The organism is Streptomyces sp. E-08 (genome assembly GCF_049913095.1).
GTDB lineage: Bacteria > Actinomycetota > Actinomycetes > Streptomycetales > Streptomycetaceae > Streptomyces.
The window spans coordinates 2,539,709-2,553,387 of the sequence record NZ_CP183971.1 but is presented as its reverse complement, the minus strand read 5'-3'; the positions used below and the strand labels follow the sequence as shown (position 1 = coordinate 2,553,387).

Annotated in this window: 9 protein-coding genes; 4 read left to right on the top strand and 5 right to left on the bottom strand. The window is 72.8% G+C overall.

Annotation, left to right across the window (positions count from 1 at the left end; genetic code table 11):
- Window positions 1-108 precede the first annotated feature (108 nt).
- Window positions 109-1,794 (top strand): carbohydrate-binding module family 20 domain-containing protein, encoded by a 1,686-nt coding sequence (locus ACN9MM_RS11635; RefSeq protein WP_426363543.1) that lies wholly within the window; start codon window positions 109-111, stop codon window positions 1,792-1,794.
- Between the two features lie 49 nt (window positions 1,795-1,843).
- Entirely contained in the window at window positions 1,844-7,135 is a 5,292-nt protein-coding gene (gene pulA / locus ACN9MM_RS11630; RefSeq protein WP_426363542.1) for a pullulanase-type alpha-1,6-glucosidase, read from the top strand.
- Between the two features lie 24 nt (window positions 7,136-7,159).
- Here pulA and ACN9MM_RS11625 read toward each other — a convergent pair whose 3' ends face one another.
- Complete coding sequence (locus tag ACN9MM_RS11625) at window positions 7,160-7,672, bottom strand: GNAT family N-acetyltransferase (protein ID WP_426363541.1); 513 nt, start codon at window positions 7,670-7,672, stop codon at window positions 7,160-7,162.
- Between the two features lie 53 nt (window positions 7,673-7,725).
- Between ACN9MM_RS11625 and ACN9MM_RS11620 the strand changes: the two genes are divergently transcribed.
- Window positions 7,726-8,058: a 5-carboxymethyl-2-hydroxymuconate Delta-isomerase gene (locus ACN9MM_RS11620; protein ID WP_426363540.1), complete on the top strand. Its 333-nt coding sequence runs from the start codon at window positions 7,726-7,728 to the stop codon at window positions 8,056-8,058.
- On the opposite strand, the gene ACN9MM_RS11615 is transcribed toward ACN9MM_RS11620, so the two are convergent.
- Window positions 8,043-8,768 carry a TetR/AcrR family transcriptional regulator gene (locus ACN9MM_RS11615; RefSeq protein WP_426363539.1) on the bottom strand — a complete coding sequence of 242 codons (726 nt, stop codon included), beginning with the start codon at window positions 8,766-8,768 and terminating at the stop codon, window positions 8,043-8,045. The genes ACN9MM_RS11620 and ACN9MM_RS11615 overlap by 16 nt on opposite strands.
- A gap of 37 nt (window positions 8,769-8,805) precedes the next feature.
- Here ACN9MM_RS11615 and ACN9MM_RS11610 point away from each other — a divergent pair, with 37 nt between their 5' ends.
- Entirely contained in the window at window positions 8,806-9,312 is a 507-nt protein-coding gene (locus ACN9MM_RS11610) for a hypothetical protein (protein WP_426363538.1), read from the top strand.
- A gap of 3 nt (window positions 9,313-9,315) precedes the next feature.
- Here the strand turns inward: ACN9MM_RS11610 and ACN9MM_RS11605 are convergent, their stop codons facing one another.
- From ACN9MM_RS11605 to ACN9MM_RS11595, 3 genes are all read right to left on the bottom strand, one after another.
- Window positions 9,316-10,371: a PDR/VanB family oxidoreductase gene (locus ACN9MM_RS11605; RefSeq protein WP_426363537.1), complete on the bottom strand. Its 1,056-nt coding sequence runs from the start codon at window positions 10,369-10,371 to the stop codon at window positions 9,316-9,318.
- Window positions 10,371-11,255 (bottom strand): metal-dependent hydrolase, encoded by an 885-nt coding sequence (locus tag ACN9MM_RS11600; protein WP_426363536.1) that lies wholly within the window; start codon window positions 11,253-11,255, stop codon window positions 10,371-10,373. Before ACN9MM_RS11600 ends, ACN9MM_RS11605 begins: the two co-directional genes overlap by 1 nt.
- Before the next feature lie 62 nt (window positions 11,256-11,317).
- On the bottom strand, window positions 11,318-13,636 hold the full coding sequence (locus ACN9MM_RS11595; RefSeq protein ID WP_426368720.1) for a hypothetical protein: 2,319 nt from the start codon (window positions 13,634-13,636) through the stop codon (window positions 11,318-11,320).
- Window positions 13,637-13,679: the final 43 nt, after the last annotated feature.

The following is a 13,679-nucleotide window of genomic DNA, read 5'->3' as shown; positions in this document are numbered from 1 at the left end:
GCGTCCGGAGGGTTGACCGGGCGCCGGGGCACTCGTACGGTCACGGCTGAAAACAGTTGCTGAAGTTTTCGGCAACTTCTTGCGACAGTGAAGTCAGCAGGAGGAGACATGGCCAGAAAGACCGTGGCAGCTGCACTCGCCCTCGTGGCGGGAGCCGCTGTGGCCGTCACGGGCAACGCCCCGGCGCAGGCCGCCCCGCCCGGCGAGAAGGACGTCACCGCGGTGATGTTCGAGTGGAACTTCGCCTCGATCGCCCGGGAGTGCACCGACCGCCTCGGCCCCGCCGGATACGGATACGTCCAGGTCTCGCCGCCCCAGGAGCATCTCCAGGGCGGCCAGTGGTGGACCTCGTACCAGCCGGTCAGCTACAAGATCGCCGGACGTCTCGGCGACCGCACCGCCTTCAAGAACATGATCGACACCTGCCACGCGGCGGGCGTCAAGGTCGTCGCCGACTCCGTCGTCAACCACATGGCGAACGGGTCCGGCACGGGAACGGGCGGGACCCCGTTCTCCAAGTACGACTACCCCGGCCTCTACTCGGGCGCGGACATGGACGACTGCCGGTCCTCCATCTCCAACTACCAGGACCGCGCCAACGTCCAGAACTGCGAACTGGTCCAGCTCCCCGACCTCGACACCGGCGAGGACCACGTCCGAGGGAAGATAGCCGGCTACCTGAACGACCTGGCCTCGCTGGGCGTCGACGGCTTCCGCATCGACGCCGCCAAGCACATGCCGGCCGCCGACCTCGCGAACATCAAGTCGCGGCTGACGAACCCGGGCGTCTTCTGGAAGCAGGAGGCCATCTACGGCGCCGGCGAGGCCGTCTCCCCGAGCGAGTACCTCGGCAACGGCGACGTCCAGGAGTTCCGCTACGCCCGCGACCTCAAGCGGGTCCTGCAGAGCGAGAAGCTCGCCTACCTCAAGAACTTCGGCGAGGCCTGGGGCTACATGCCCTCCGCGCAGTCCGGCGTCTTCGTCGACAACCACGACACCGAGCGCGGCGGCGACACCCTCAGCTACAAGGACGGCGCGAACTACACCCTCGCCTCCGTCTTCATGCTTGCCTGGCCCTACGGCTCCCCGGACGTCCACTCCGGCTACGAGTGGACCGACAAGGACGCGGGCCCGCCCAACAACGGCCAGGTCAACGCCTGTTACAGCGACGGCTGGAAGTGCCAGCACGCCTGGCGCGAGATCTCCTCGATGGTCGCCTTCCGCAACACCGCCCGCGGGCAGGCCGTCACGAACTGGTGGGACAACGGCGGCAACGCGATCGCGTTCGGCCGCGGCTCCAAGGCCTACGTGGCCATCAACCACGAGTCCTCGTCCCTGACCCGCACCTTCCAGACCTCCCTGCCCGCCGGCGCCTACTGCGACGTGCAGAGCAACACCGCCGTCACGGTGAACTCGTCCGGTCAGTTCACGGCCACCCTCGCCGCGAACACCGCGCTCGCCCTCCACACCGGGGCCATGAACTGCGGCACCCAGCCGGTCACCGCCGGTGCCTCCTTCCAGGTGAACGCCACCACGGTCACCGGCCAGAACATCTACGTCACCGGCAACCGCGCCGAGCTCGGCAACTGGGCCCCCGCCGCCGCCCTCAAGCTCGACCCGGCCGCGTACCCCGTCTGGAAGCTGACGGTGTCCCTGCCCGCCGGAACGGCCTTCGAGTACAAGTACGTCCGCAAGGACGCGGCCGGGAACGTCACCTGGGAGTCCGGTGCCAACCGCACCGCGACCGTCCCCGCCTCGGGCCAGGTCGTTCTGAACGACACCTTCCGCAACTGACGTCCCCCGCACCGGACGTCCCCCGTCCCCCTTTCCAGGGAGCACCCCCGTGATACGCAAGAGAACGGCGGTCGCGCTGGCCGCCGCCCTGTGCGCCGCCCTCGTGCCCGCCGTCCCCGCGACGGCGGCACCCCGGCCGCCCGCCCCGCCCTCCGACCGGGCCCTCGCCGCACAGCCCGCCCGCCAGGACCTCACCCGCGAGCAGTTCTACTTCGTCCTGCCCGACCGCTTCGCCAACGGCGACACCTCCAACGACCGCGGCGGACTCACCGGCAGCCGGACGCAGACCGGCTTCGACCCGTCCGACAAGGGCTTCTACCAGGGCGGCGACCTCAAGGGCCTCACCCGGCGGCTCGACTACATCAAGGGACTCGGCACCACCGCCATCTGGATGGCGCCGATCTTCAAGAACCGGCCCGTGCAGGGCACCGGCAAGGACGCGTCCGCCGGCTACCACGGCTACTGGATCACCGACTTCACCCAGGTCGACCCGCACTTCGGGACCAACGAGGACCTGGAGAGGCTGATCGCCGCCGCCCACGCCAAGGGCATGAAGGTCTTCTTCGACGTCATCACCAACCACACCGCCGACACCGTCGACTACGCGGAGAAGAAGTACGGCTACCGCCCCAAGGGCGCCTACCCGTACCTCGACACCTCCGGCCGCCCCTTCGACGACCGCGCCGCGACGGGGAAGGTGAACGCGGACTCGTTCCCGTACACGCCGACGACGACCGGCGGCAAGGTCCCCGCCTGGCTCAACGACCCCACGATGTACCACAACCGGGGCGACTCCACCTGGGCCGGGGAGTCCGCCGAGTACGGCGACTTCGTCGGCCTCGACGACCTGTGGACCGAGCGCCCCGAGGTCGTCGAGGGCATGAAGAAGATCTACGAGAAGTGGGTCCGGGACTTCGACATCGACGGCTTCCGCATCGACACCGTCAAGCACGTCGACCTCGACTTCTGGACCCAGTGGGCCACCGCCCTCGACGCGTACGCGAAGAAGCGGGGCCGCGAGGACTTCTTCATGTTCGGCGAGGTCTACTCCGCCGACACCGCCGTCACCTCCCCGTACGTCACCCGGGGCCGGCTCGACGCCACCCTCGACTTCCCCTTCCAGGACGCCGCCCGCGCCTTCGCCTCCCAGGGCGCCGGAGCCGACCGCCTCGCCAAGGTCTTCGCCGAGGACTACCGGTACACCACCGACAAGGCCAACGCCTACGAGCAGGTGACCTTCCTCGGCAACCACGACATGGGCCGCCTCGGCACGTTCCTGAAGCAGGACAACCCGAACGCCTCCGACGACGAGCTCGTCCGCCGCGACCGGCTCGCCAACGAGCTGATGTTCCTCTCCCGGGGCAACCCGGTGATCTACTACGGCGACGAGCAGGGCTTCACCGGCCCCGGCGGCGACAAGGACGCCCGCCAGACCCTCTTCGCCTCGAAGACCGCCGACTACCTCGACGACGACCAGCTCGGCACCGACCGGACGCACGCCTCCGACGCGTACGACACCACGCACCCGCTGTACCGCACGATCGCCGCCCTGTCGAAGCTCACCCGGGACAACCCGGCCCTCCGCGACGGCGTCCAGCGCGAGCGCTACGCCGAGGGCTCCGTCTACGCCTTCACCCGCACCGACCCGAAGCAGCGCACCGAATACCTCGTCGCCACCAACAGCGCCACCACGCCGAAGACCGTCACCGTCCCCGTCGACTCCGCCGCCTTCCGCACCCTGTACGGGGGTCAGGGCGCCGTCGCGGCCTCCCGGGGCAAGATCACCGTCACCGTCCCGGCCCTCTCCTCCCTGGTCCTCAAGGCCGAGGCCCCGCTGCCCGCCCCGGCGACGAAGCCCACCGTGTCGCTGAAGGCCCCGGCCGCCGGCTCCACCGGCACCGTCGAACTCTCCGCCGACGTCACCGGCGGCGGCCTCGAACGGGTCGTCTTCGCCGCCCAGGTCGGGAACGGCCCCTGGCAGGTCCTCGGCACCGCCGACCACGCCCCCTACAAGGTCACCCAGCACGTCACCGCCCCCGCCGGCACCGCCCTGCGCTACAAGGCCGTCGTCGTCGACGCCGCCGGCCGCACCGCGAGCGCCCTCGCCGCCACCACGGCCGGCGCACCCCCGGCCCCCGAGAAGCCGGTCGCCGTCGAGCGCGCGTACGCCGTCGTCCACTACAAGCGCCAGGACGGGAACTACGACGGCTGGACCCTGAAGGCCGCCGGCCAGGACGCCGCCTTCACCGGACGCGACGCCCACGGCGCCTTCGCCTGGGTCAAGGTCCCCGAAGGCGCCTCCACCGTCCCGTACACCGTCGAGAAGGACGGTGCCGCCGACGGCCCGCAGCGCAGCATCAACCTCGGCCGGACCGGCGAGGTCTGGATCACGCAGGGCGCCGACGGCCAGTCCGACACCGACCCGGCCCCCGCCACCGCGGACAAGACGAAGGCCGTCATCCACTACCAGCGGGCCGACGGGAACTACGACGGCTGGGGCCTCCACACCTGGACCGGCGCCGCCCAGCCCACCGACTGGTCCAAGCCCCTCATGCCGGCCCGCTTCGACGCGTACGGCGCCGTCTACGAGGTCCCGCTCACCGAGGGCGCGAGCTCCCTCTCGTACATCCTCCACAAGGGCGACGAGAAGGACCTGCCCACCGACCAGTCCCTCGACCTCGCCACCTACGGCCACGAGATCTGGTCGCTCTCCGGACAGCCCGCGTACCTCCTCCCGACCGTCGGCGGCTCCCCGAACCTCGACCTCGGCAAGGCCGAGGCCCAGTGGATCGACCGGAACACCGTCGTCTGGAAGGTGAAGACCACCGACGCCACCAGCCAGCAGCTGGTGTACGCGAAGGACGGCGGGATCACCGTCACCGACGGCGCCCTGAACACCGAGGGCCAGTGGCTCCGCCTCACCCCGTCCACGCTCACCGACGCCCAGAAGGCGAAGTACCCCCACCTCAAGGACTACCCGGCCTTCACCGTCGACCCGCGCGACACCGACCGGGCACGGGACTCCCTGCGCGGCCAGCTCATCGCCACCCAGCGCGCCGCCAACGGCGCCCTGCTCGCCGCCACCGGCGTCCAGACCGCCGGCGTCCTCGACGACCTGTACGCGGCGAAGGCCACCGGCGCGGACCTCGGGCCGACCTTCCGGAACGGCCGCACCACCCTCTCCCTCTGGGCCCCCACCGCCCGGACCGTCGCCCTCGAACTCGACGGGAAGACCGTGCCCATGCGGCGCGACGACGCCTCCGGCGTCTGGTCCGTCACCGGCCCCCGCACCTGGACCGGCGAGCCCTACCGGTACGTCGTGACCGTCTGGGCCCCCACCGTCCAGAAGATCGTCGAGAACCGGGTCACCGACCCCTACTCCACCGCCCTCACCACCGACTCCGCCCGCAGCCTCGCCGTCGACCTCACCGACCCGAAGCTCGCCCCCACCGGCTGGAAGACCCTGCGGAAGCCCGCCGCCGTACCGCTGCGGGACGCCCAGATCCAGGAACTCCACATCCGGGACTTCTCCGTCGCCGACCCCACGGCGAAGGCCGACCACCGCGGCACCTACCTCGCCTTCACCGACAAGGACAGCAAGGGCTCCGAGCACCTGAAGGCGCTCGCCGCCTCCGGCACCTCCTACGTCCACCTGCTGCCCGCCTTCGACCTCGGCACCGTCCCCGAGAAGAAGTCCGCGCAGACCACCCCCGCCTGTGACCTGAAGGTCTACGCCCCCGACTCCGAGGAGCAGCAGGCCTGCGTCACCGCCGCCGTGGCGAAGGACGCCTACAACTGGGGCTACGACCCCCTCCACTACACCGTCCCCGAGGGCTCCTACGCCACCGACCCCGAAGGCACCCGCCGCACGGTCGAGTTCCGGCAGATGGTCCAGGCACTCAACGGCGACGGACTGCGCACCGTCATGGACGTCGTCTACAACCACACCGTCGCCGCCGGACAGTCCGACAAGTCCGTCCTCGACAGGATCGTGCCCGGCTACTACCAGCGCCTCCAGGCCGACGGCTCCGTCGCCACCTCCACCTGCTGCGCCAACACCGCGCCCGAGAACGCCATGATGGGCAAGCTCGTCGTCGACTCGGTCGTCACCTGGGCGAAGGAGTACAAGGTCGACGGCTTCCGCTTCGACCTCATGGGCCACCACCCCAAGGCCAACATCCTCGCCGTGCGGAAGGCCCTCGACGGGCTGACCGTCGAGAAGGACGGCGTCGACGGCAAGGCGATCGTCCTCTACGGCGAGGGCTGGAACTTCGGCGAGATCGCCGACGACGCCCGCTTCGTCCAGGCCACCCAGAAGAACATGGCCGGCACCGGCATCGCGACCTTCTCCGACCGGGCCCGCGACGCCGTCCGCGGCGGTGGCCCCTTCGACGAGGACCCCGGCGTCCAGGGCTTCGCCTCCGGCCTCTACACCGACCCCAACGCGTCGGCCGCCAACGGCACCCCCGAGCAGCAGAAGGCCCGCCTCCTGCACTACCAGGACCTCATCAAGGTCGGCCTCACCGGCAACCTCGCCGCCTACTCCTTCACCGACACCTCCGGGCGCACGGTGAAGGGCTCCGAGGTCGACTACAACGGCGCCCCCGCCGGATACGCCGCCGCCCCCGGCGACGCCCTCGCCTACGCCGACGCCCACGACAACGAGTCCCTGTACGACGCGCTCGCCTTCAAGCTCCCGGCGGACACGTCCCCGGCCGACCGCGCCCGCATGCAGGTCCTCGCCATGGCGACGGGCACCCTGTCGCAGGGCCCGGCGCTCTCCCAGGCCGGCTCGGACCTGCTGCGCTCCAAGTCCCTGGACCGCAACTCCTTCGACAGCGGCGACTGGTTCAACGCGATCCACTGGGACTGCCGCGACGGCAACGGCTTCGGCCGCGGCCTGCCGCCGGCCGCCGACAACAAGGCCAAGTGGTCCTACGGAAAGCCGCTGCTCACGAACCCGGCCCTCACCGTCGGCTGCGCGCAGATCGACGGCGCCTCCGCCGCCTACCGGGACCTGCAGAAGATCCGTACCACCGAGCCGGTCTTCTCCCTGGCCACGGCGGACCGGGTCCAGGAGGCCCTGTCCTTCCCGCTCTCCGGCCGCGACGAGACCCCCGGAGTGATCACCATGCGCCTCGGCGACCTGGTGGTCGTCCTCAACGCCACCCCGGGAAGCACCTCGCAGAAGGTCGACGGCCTCGCCGGGAAGGGCTACCGCCTCCACCCGGTCCAGGACGGCGGCTCCGACCCGGTCGTGAAGACGGCCGCGTACGACCCGGCGTCGGGCACCTTCACCGTCCCGGCCCGCACGGTCGCGGTCTTCAAGGCCGCCAACTGACCGGAGGCACTGGCCCGGCGCCCGTCACACCAGCGCCTTCTCCATGAGCCGCACCGCGTACCGTCGGCCGTCGGCCCCCACCTTCTCCAGGTGGGGGCCGGCGGCCGTGTACCCGGCCCCCTCGTAGTACGTGCCCAGGACGAGGTTGCGCGCCTCGCAGTCCAGCCGGGCCAGCGTCCGGCCCGCGGCCGCGATCCGCTCCTCCGCGTGCGCGAGCAGCGCCCGCCCCGCACCCGCCGGCGCCGCCTCCCGGTCGGTCATCAGCCGGTGCACGTACCCGGCCACCGGCGGCTGCGGCCCCCAGACCTCCCGGTCCTCCCACCACAGCTCGTACGCCCCCACCGTCCGGCCCCCGTGCACGGCGAGCCACACCTCGCCCTCGGCGATCCGCGCACGGAAGTGCCCGGGGCCCCGGGCGCCCGGCTTCCACTGGTCGATCCCGCCGCGCACCATCCAGCGCGCCACCCCGTCGAACAACTCCACCAGAAGGTCGAGATCGCCTTCGTCCGCCTGCCGGAAGGTCACTTGTGTCGTCATGGCGATCACCGTAAAGGTGTGGCCAGACATCCGTTCCCCCAGGAGTGACCCCCATGCCGCAGATCACCGTCGACTACTCCGCGCCGCTCGACCGGCGCGGCTTCGCGCGCGCCCTGCACCCGCTCGTCGTGGAGACGGTCGACGCGACGCTCGACGCCTGCAAGACCCGGTTCCGGGAGGTCGAGGAGCTGGTCGTCGGCGACGGAACGACCGACGACGTCATCGTGCACGTCGAGATCGCCCTGCTCGCGGGCCGTACGGACGAGGCCAAGGCCCGGCTCGCGGACGCCGTCCTCGACCTGCTCCCCGCCCACCTCAAGGCCACCGAGGGGGTCAGGCTCTCCGTCGAGATCCGCGACCTCGACGGGTCCTACCGCAAGCGCTGATCGGGCAGCACCGGCGACGCCTGCGGGACCAGCGCGGCGAGCCGGCCCACCAGCTCCCCGAAGGGGCCGTCGGCCGGCTCGTCGGCGAGGATGCCGACCAGGATCTCCGCCATGTCCGCGTCGTACGCGGCACTCACCGCGGCCAGCGCCGCGAAGTCGTGCACCAGCTGGAGCTCCAGCTCCGCGCGCGGGACCCGGCGGCCGTCCAGCCAGAGCAGTGCCGTCGACTCGGCGAGCGACACCCAGGAACGGACGACCAGTTCGAGCCGCGCGGAGGGCCGCTCGACCTCCAGATGCGCCAGGATCTGCTCGTACGCGGCCTGCCGGACCTCGTCGATCATCGCGTTCGTCGTGGACGAGCCCACCGCGGGGCCGCCGCGCATCAGCGCGGCGAAGCCGGGCCCGTGCTCGTCCACGAAGTCGAAGAACCGGCCCATCACCCGCAGCAGCCGCGCCCCGAGCGGCCCCTGCGGCGGCTCCACGAACCTGGCCGCGAGCTCGTCCGCCGCTCGCCGCAGCGCCGCCTCGTAGAGGCTCTGCTTGCCGGGGAAGTAGTGGTAGACCAGCGGCCGCGAGATGCCCGCGGCCGCGGCGATCTCGTCGATGGAGACCTCGTCGGGAGAGCGGTGGCTGAAGAGTTCGAGGGCCACCCCGATCAGCTGCTGCTTGCGCTCCTCGACGCCCATCCTGCGGCGTACCCCGGTCGTCATACGAACAGCCTAACCGCGTCCGTTACGCTCCTGCCCCATGAGCGCTTCCGACCAGGACACCCCGACGGCAGAGGCCCCGGAGACCGAAGAGCCCCGGGCGACCGGAAAGGCCCCGGGAACCCCCGACTCCCCTGCCCCGGAAGGGGAGGAGAAGTCCTCGGAGCCCGAAGGTGAAGGGGAGTCCGAGACGCCCGAAGGCGAGGAGGAGTCCGGGACGCACGCCGGCGAGGAGGAGTCCTCGCAGTCCCCGGAGTCCGAGGGTGAGGAGGAGCCTTCGGAGTCCGCCGGCGCGCTCACGCCCAAGCAGGCGCGACGGCTGCGCGTCGCCGCCGCGTCCGTGCTCCTCGTCGCCATGGCCGTGGTACTGGTCATCCGGCTCGCCAGCCGTACGTCCGTCCTGGTCGTCGGCGTGTACGGCCTCGCGATGATCCTCTGCGGGATCGTGATCGAGCTGTCCCGCAACGGCCGCACACGGCTCGGCACCTGGCTCCTGGTGGGAGGCCTCCTCGCCGCGCTGGCCCTGGACTGGCTGGTCCTTCCCTGACCGCTACAGGTCGAGGACGAGCCGCTTCCCGGCGCAGCGCGAGACGCAGATCAGCATCGAGCCGTCCCGCTCGTCGTCGGTGAGCAGCTCGTCCCGGTGGTCGATCTCGCCCTCCAGGACCCGCTGTTGGCAGGTGCCGCAGAAGCCCTGTCGGCACGAGTACGTGATCCCCGGCAGCTCCTCGCGGACCGCCGCGAGGACCGACTGGTCGGCCGCCACCTTCACCGTGCGCCCGGAGCGGCGCAGTTCTACCTCGAAGGCGGTGCCGCCGGCCGGCGCGGCGGCGCTGAAGCGCTCCAGGCGCGGCGCCCGGCCCTCGGGCATCGCCGCGGCCACCGCGTCCATCAGACCGTCCGGCCCGCAGCAGTAGACGGCCGTCTCGACGGGGAGCCGCCCGAGGAACTCCAGCTCCGGGAAACCGGATTCGTCCTCGGCGACGACGGTGACCCGGTCACCGCCCCCGATCCGCCCGATCTCCTCCAGGTACGGCATGGTGGCGCGGCTCCGCCCGCAGTACACGAGCCGCCAGTCCGCCCCGGCCGCCTCGGCGGCGCGCACCATGGGCAGCACCGGGGTGATGCCGATGCCGCCCGCGACGAAGACGTACGCGCGGGAGCCGACCAGCGGGAAGCGGTTGCGGGGCCCCCTGATCTCGATCTCCGCGCCCTCGTGGAGCTGCTCGTGGACCTCGCGGGAGCCGCCGCGCCCGTCCTCGATGAGACGGGTGGCGACGGTGTACGAGGACGGGTCGGCCGGGTCCCCGCAGAGCGAGTACTGCCGGACGAGCCCCGACGGCAGGACGAGGTCGATGTGGGCGCCCGGCTGCCAGGCGGGCAGTCCGTCGCCCTCCAGGCGCAGTTCGACGACTCCCTCGGCGGGTGTGGCACGGCCGGTGACCGTGACCTTGCGCGGGACGGTGCTGCCCCGCCCGTACCCGGAGACGGGTGTGTCGAGGGCGGGCATGGGCCAGAGCGGGGCCGTGGACATGCGGCTGCGGACGGCGCGGCGGACGAGCAGCGCGGCGCCCGCGACGAGGGCGACGGTGGTGAACCGGGGCATCAGCGGCCTCCGTTGGCGCCGGGGGAGGAGGCGAGGTAGGCCATGGCCTGCGCGGTGTCGCCCTCCTGGGAGGGGTGGTAGGCGCGGCTCAGGTAGCGGGGTATGGAGCGCAGCATGGCCGGGGTGGAGGGCAGCACGCCCTGCCGGCCCCTGCGGACGAAGTCCGCGAAGGAGGACTTCGGGTCGAGCAGGCTGGGGTCGTTCTCCATGAAGAAGCGGATGCCCCGCTGCCAGAGGAAGACGAGCGCGGAGAAGGCGAGTGCCCAGGTGCGGGCGCGGCGCCGGTAGCCGCCGTCGAGGTGCATGAACAGCTCGAAGGCGACGGCGCGGTGCTCGACCTCCTCGGCCCCGTGCCAGCGCAGCAGGTCCAGCATGGTCGGGTCGGCGCCGACCCGGTCGAGCGCGTCGGCGTTGAGGACCCAGTCGCCGAGGAAGGCGGTGTAGTGCTCGATGGCGGCGATCAGCGCGACCCGCTCCATCAGCCACCAGCGGCGCGGCCGACCGGGCGGCAGGGTCCGGTCCCCGAGGAGCTTCTCGAAGAACCAGTCGACCTGCGCGGTGTACGGGGTGGGGTCGAGGCCCAGCCTCCGCAGGTGGGGGAGGACGTCGTCATGGGCCTGGGAGTGGATGGCCTCCTGGCCGATGAAGCCGATGACGTCCTCGCGCAGCCGGTCGTCGGTGATGTACGGCAGCGCCTGCTTGTAGACGTGGACGAACCAGCGCTCGCCGGCCGGCAGCAACAGGTGCAGCACGTTGATGGTGTGCGTGGTGAAGGGGTCGCCCGGAACCCAGTGGAGCGGTGTCTCCTCCCAGTCGAAGGAGACCTTGCGGGCCTTGAGCTCGACGTGCTCCGACGCCACCGGTGCAGGCTGCGTATTAGACATGCCGTCAATGTACTGAGGGGTAAGGCGGTGACAACAGGCCTCGCGCACGTCTTTTTCCGGGATCAGCGCAGCGCGCCCACCCAGGTCCCGTCCCGCAGGGTGCCGTCCAGGTCGGCCCGCGCCCCCGCCGTCGCCCGCACCGCCAGGAGCGGGCCGTCGGAGCGGCCCCGCACCCCGCCCGAGGTCTCCAGGGACGTGAAGCCGCCGCCGCCCGCCGCCAGGACGAACCAGCCGCCCCCCGGCGCCCGCCACAGCACGCCCGCGAGGACCCGGGGATCGCGCACCCCGCAGGCCGGCGAGCCCTCGGAGACGGCCGCGAGCGCGGCGGGGACCCCGGGCGACGGGACCAGGAACTGGGCGAGGACCCTGCTGCCCGTGCCCCGCCAGGTCTCCGCGCGGGTGCACACCCAGGTGGCCGTCCCGGCGCCCTCCGGCAGCGGCTGCCGGGCGAACGGCCAGGCGTTCACGGACCGCACCCCGTGCGCCCGCACCGCCGTCAGCCGGCACGCCGTCCGCGCCCAGGCCCCCCGGGCCTCCGCCCCCGTCGCATCCACGGGCGAGGCGGGCGGCCCCCACAGCAGCCGGGCGGGCGCGAGCTCGCCGAGGTCGGTGAGGAGGCGCGCCCCTTCCCGGTCCCGCACCTGGACCGTGTTCCACCGGGTGCAGCCACCGGCCTGCGCGGGGGTCGGTACGGGATCGGTCACCCCGTAGGCGTCCCGAGCCAGCGCCCGGGGCTCCTTCGCGGGCGCCAGCAGGTCCCGTACGGCCGTCTCCCGCACCCAGGGGGCCGTCAGATAGCGGACGTTGCCCGCGGCGCGGGAGACGACGAGCGCCGAGGAGCCGACGGTGTCCGCCGCGTCCGTCCGCGCGAAGTCGAGCGCGGCGCCCGCGGTCCCCTCGACGGGCTCCGCGTACCGCACGGCCCGCAGCCCGTCGTGGAACAGCACCACGCGCATGGCGTCGACACGGCCCGCGAACAGCAGCTGCGGCGGCCCCATCGGCGGCCCGACGGGGGTCCCGGGCGTGGCGGAGGACCGCACGGACTCCCCGGGCCTGGCCCACACGGCGAGCGCCCGCCGCAACAGCGCGCTGTCGCCGGTCAGCCCGCCGCGCGCGGGCCACACGGAGAAGTCCTGCCGCGTCGCCCCCGGCCACACCGCGGGATCCACCCTCTTGACCGCGGTGGGGTCGAGGGCGGCCTCGGCGGCGGGGTTACGGGCGTACGAGGGGGCAGCAGCACCGTTTCTGCCCCAGCCGTCGCCGGGAAGCCCGAGCAGGGTCCCGCAGACGACGAGCGCCACGACGGCGACGACAGCGGCCCGGACGTGCTGACGCCGCCGCATCAGATCGGTGGGCCGCGCCTGCAGCGCACAGGGATCGAACTCGTCCGACTCGAGGAGCGCGGCACCACTGAGCCGCCGGCTGTCGCTGCCCGTGGTCCCGCGCGTCGCGGTCCGTTCGGGGGTGCCGTGGGCGGCGGGACCGGTGCCGTCAGCCGTTCCGTGCGCCCGCCCGCCGCCGTCACCGCCCGCGCGACCGTCCCGGTCCTCCCGGCCCGTGGCCGCGCCACGACGGCCCGCGGCCCGGCCCGGACCGGCCTGTTCACCGACCCGGTCGGAGCGACCGCCGGGGAGGTCGGAGCGACCGCCGCGCAGGTCGCTGGCCCGGTAGGAAGGGTCCCCGGCTCGGTCGGAAGGGTCCCCGACCCCGTCGGACCGGCCCCCGGTCCAGGGGTCGTATCCGTCCGGGCCGGCGGGCCCGCCGGCTCCGGCTCCGGCCCCGGCCGCGGGGGCCGCGTCGTCCTCCGTCGTGTCCAGCCCGTCCGCCTCCGCCAGGGCCGCAGGCGGGTCCTCGACGCCCGCCGCCGCCAGGACGCGCAGGACCTCCGGGTCGCCCTGCCGCTCCAGACCGCGGAGCACGTACGCGGCGCGGCCCGGGCCGGAGAGCCGGGACAGCCGCTGGTCCAGGGCGAGTTCGTCGGCGCCGCCCACCCGGGGGAAGAGCCGGAGCCCCCACACGTGCGGCAGGAGCGGCGGGAGCTGGGCCCGGCGCGGCAGCGCGAGGCGCCGGAGCGGCAGTCCGGCGATCAGCGCCTGACGCAGCACCTCGCCCCGTACGTACGCGTAGCCGGGATCCACCGCGTCCTCGGCCTGCCGGGGCCCCGGCACGGCGGGCCCCGGGACCCGGCGGCGCGGCAGCGACCGCTGGACGAGTGCGTGCGCGGTCAGCACCCGGCGGTTGCGCCCGAGCGCCGGCGGCAGGACGAGATAGGCGATGCGGACGAGCCGCGGGTACCGCTCGACGAGCGCGGCCTCGGCCTGCTCGACGTCGACGGGGCCCACGGGCGAGGGAACGAGATCCTGGGTGCTCACGTTCAGCAGAACGAGCGATTCTTCCGATGGTCACCCCGGGACCCGGCCCCCG

Bases quoted from the DNA above. Each gene is read 5' to 3' on its own strand.
- ACN9MM_RS11635 (WP_426363543.1), top strand. From the start codon at position 109: ATGGCCAGAAAGACCGTGGCAGCTGCACTCGCCCTCGTGGCGGGAGCC.
- ACN9MM_RS11625 (WP_426363541.1), bottom strand. From the start codon at position 7,672: ATGACGACACAAGTGACCTTCCGGCAGGCGGACGAAGGCGATCTCGAC.
- ACN9MM_RS11620 (WP_426363540.1), top strand. From the start codon at position 7,726: ATGCCGCAGATCACCGTCGACTACTCCGCGCCGCTCGACCGGCGCGGC.
- ACN9MM_RS11615 (WP_426363539.1), bottom strand. From the start codon at position 8,768: ATGACGACCGGGGTACGCCGCAGGATGGGCGTCGAGGAGCGCAAGCAG.
- ACN9MM_RS11610 (WP_426363538.1), top strand. From the start codon at position 8,806: ATGAGCGCTTCCGACCAGGACACCCCGACGGCAGAGGCCCCGGAGACC.
- ACN9MM_RS11605 (WP_426363537.1), bottom strand. From the start codon at position 10,371: ATGCCCCGGTTCACCACCGTCGCCCTCGTCGCGGGCGCCGCGCTGCTC.
- ACN9MM_RS11600 (WP_426363536.1), bottom strand. From the start codon at position 11,255: ATGTCTAATACGCAGCCTGCACCGGTGGCGTCGGAGCACGTCGAGCTC.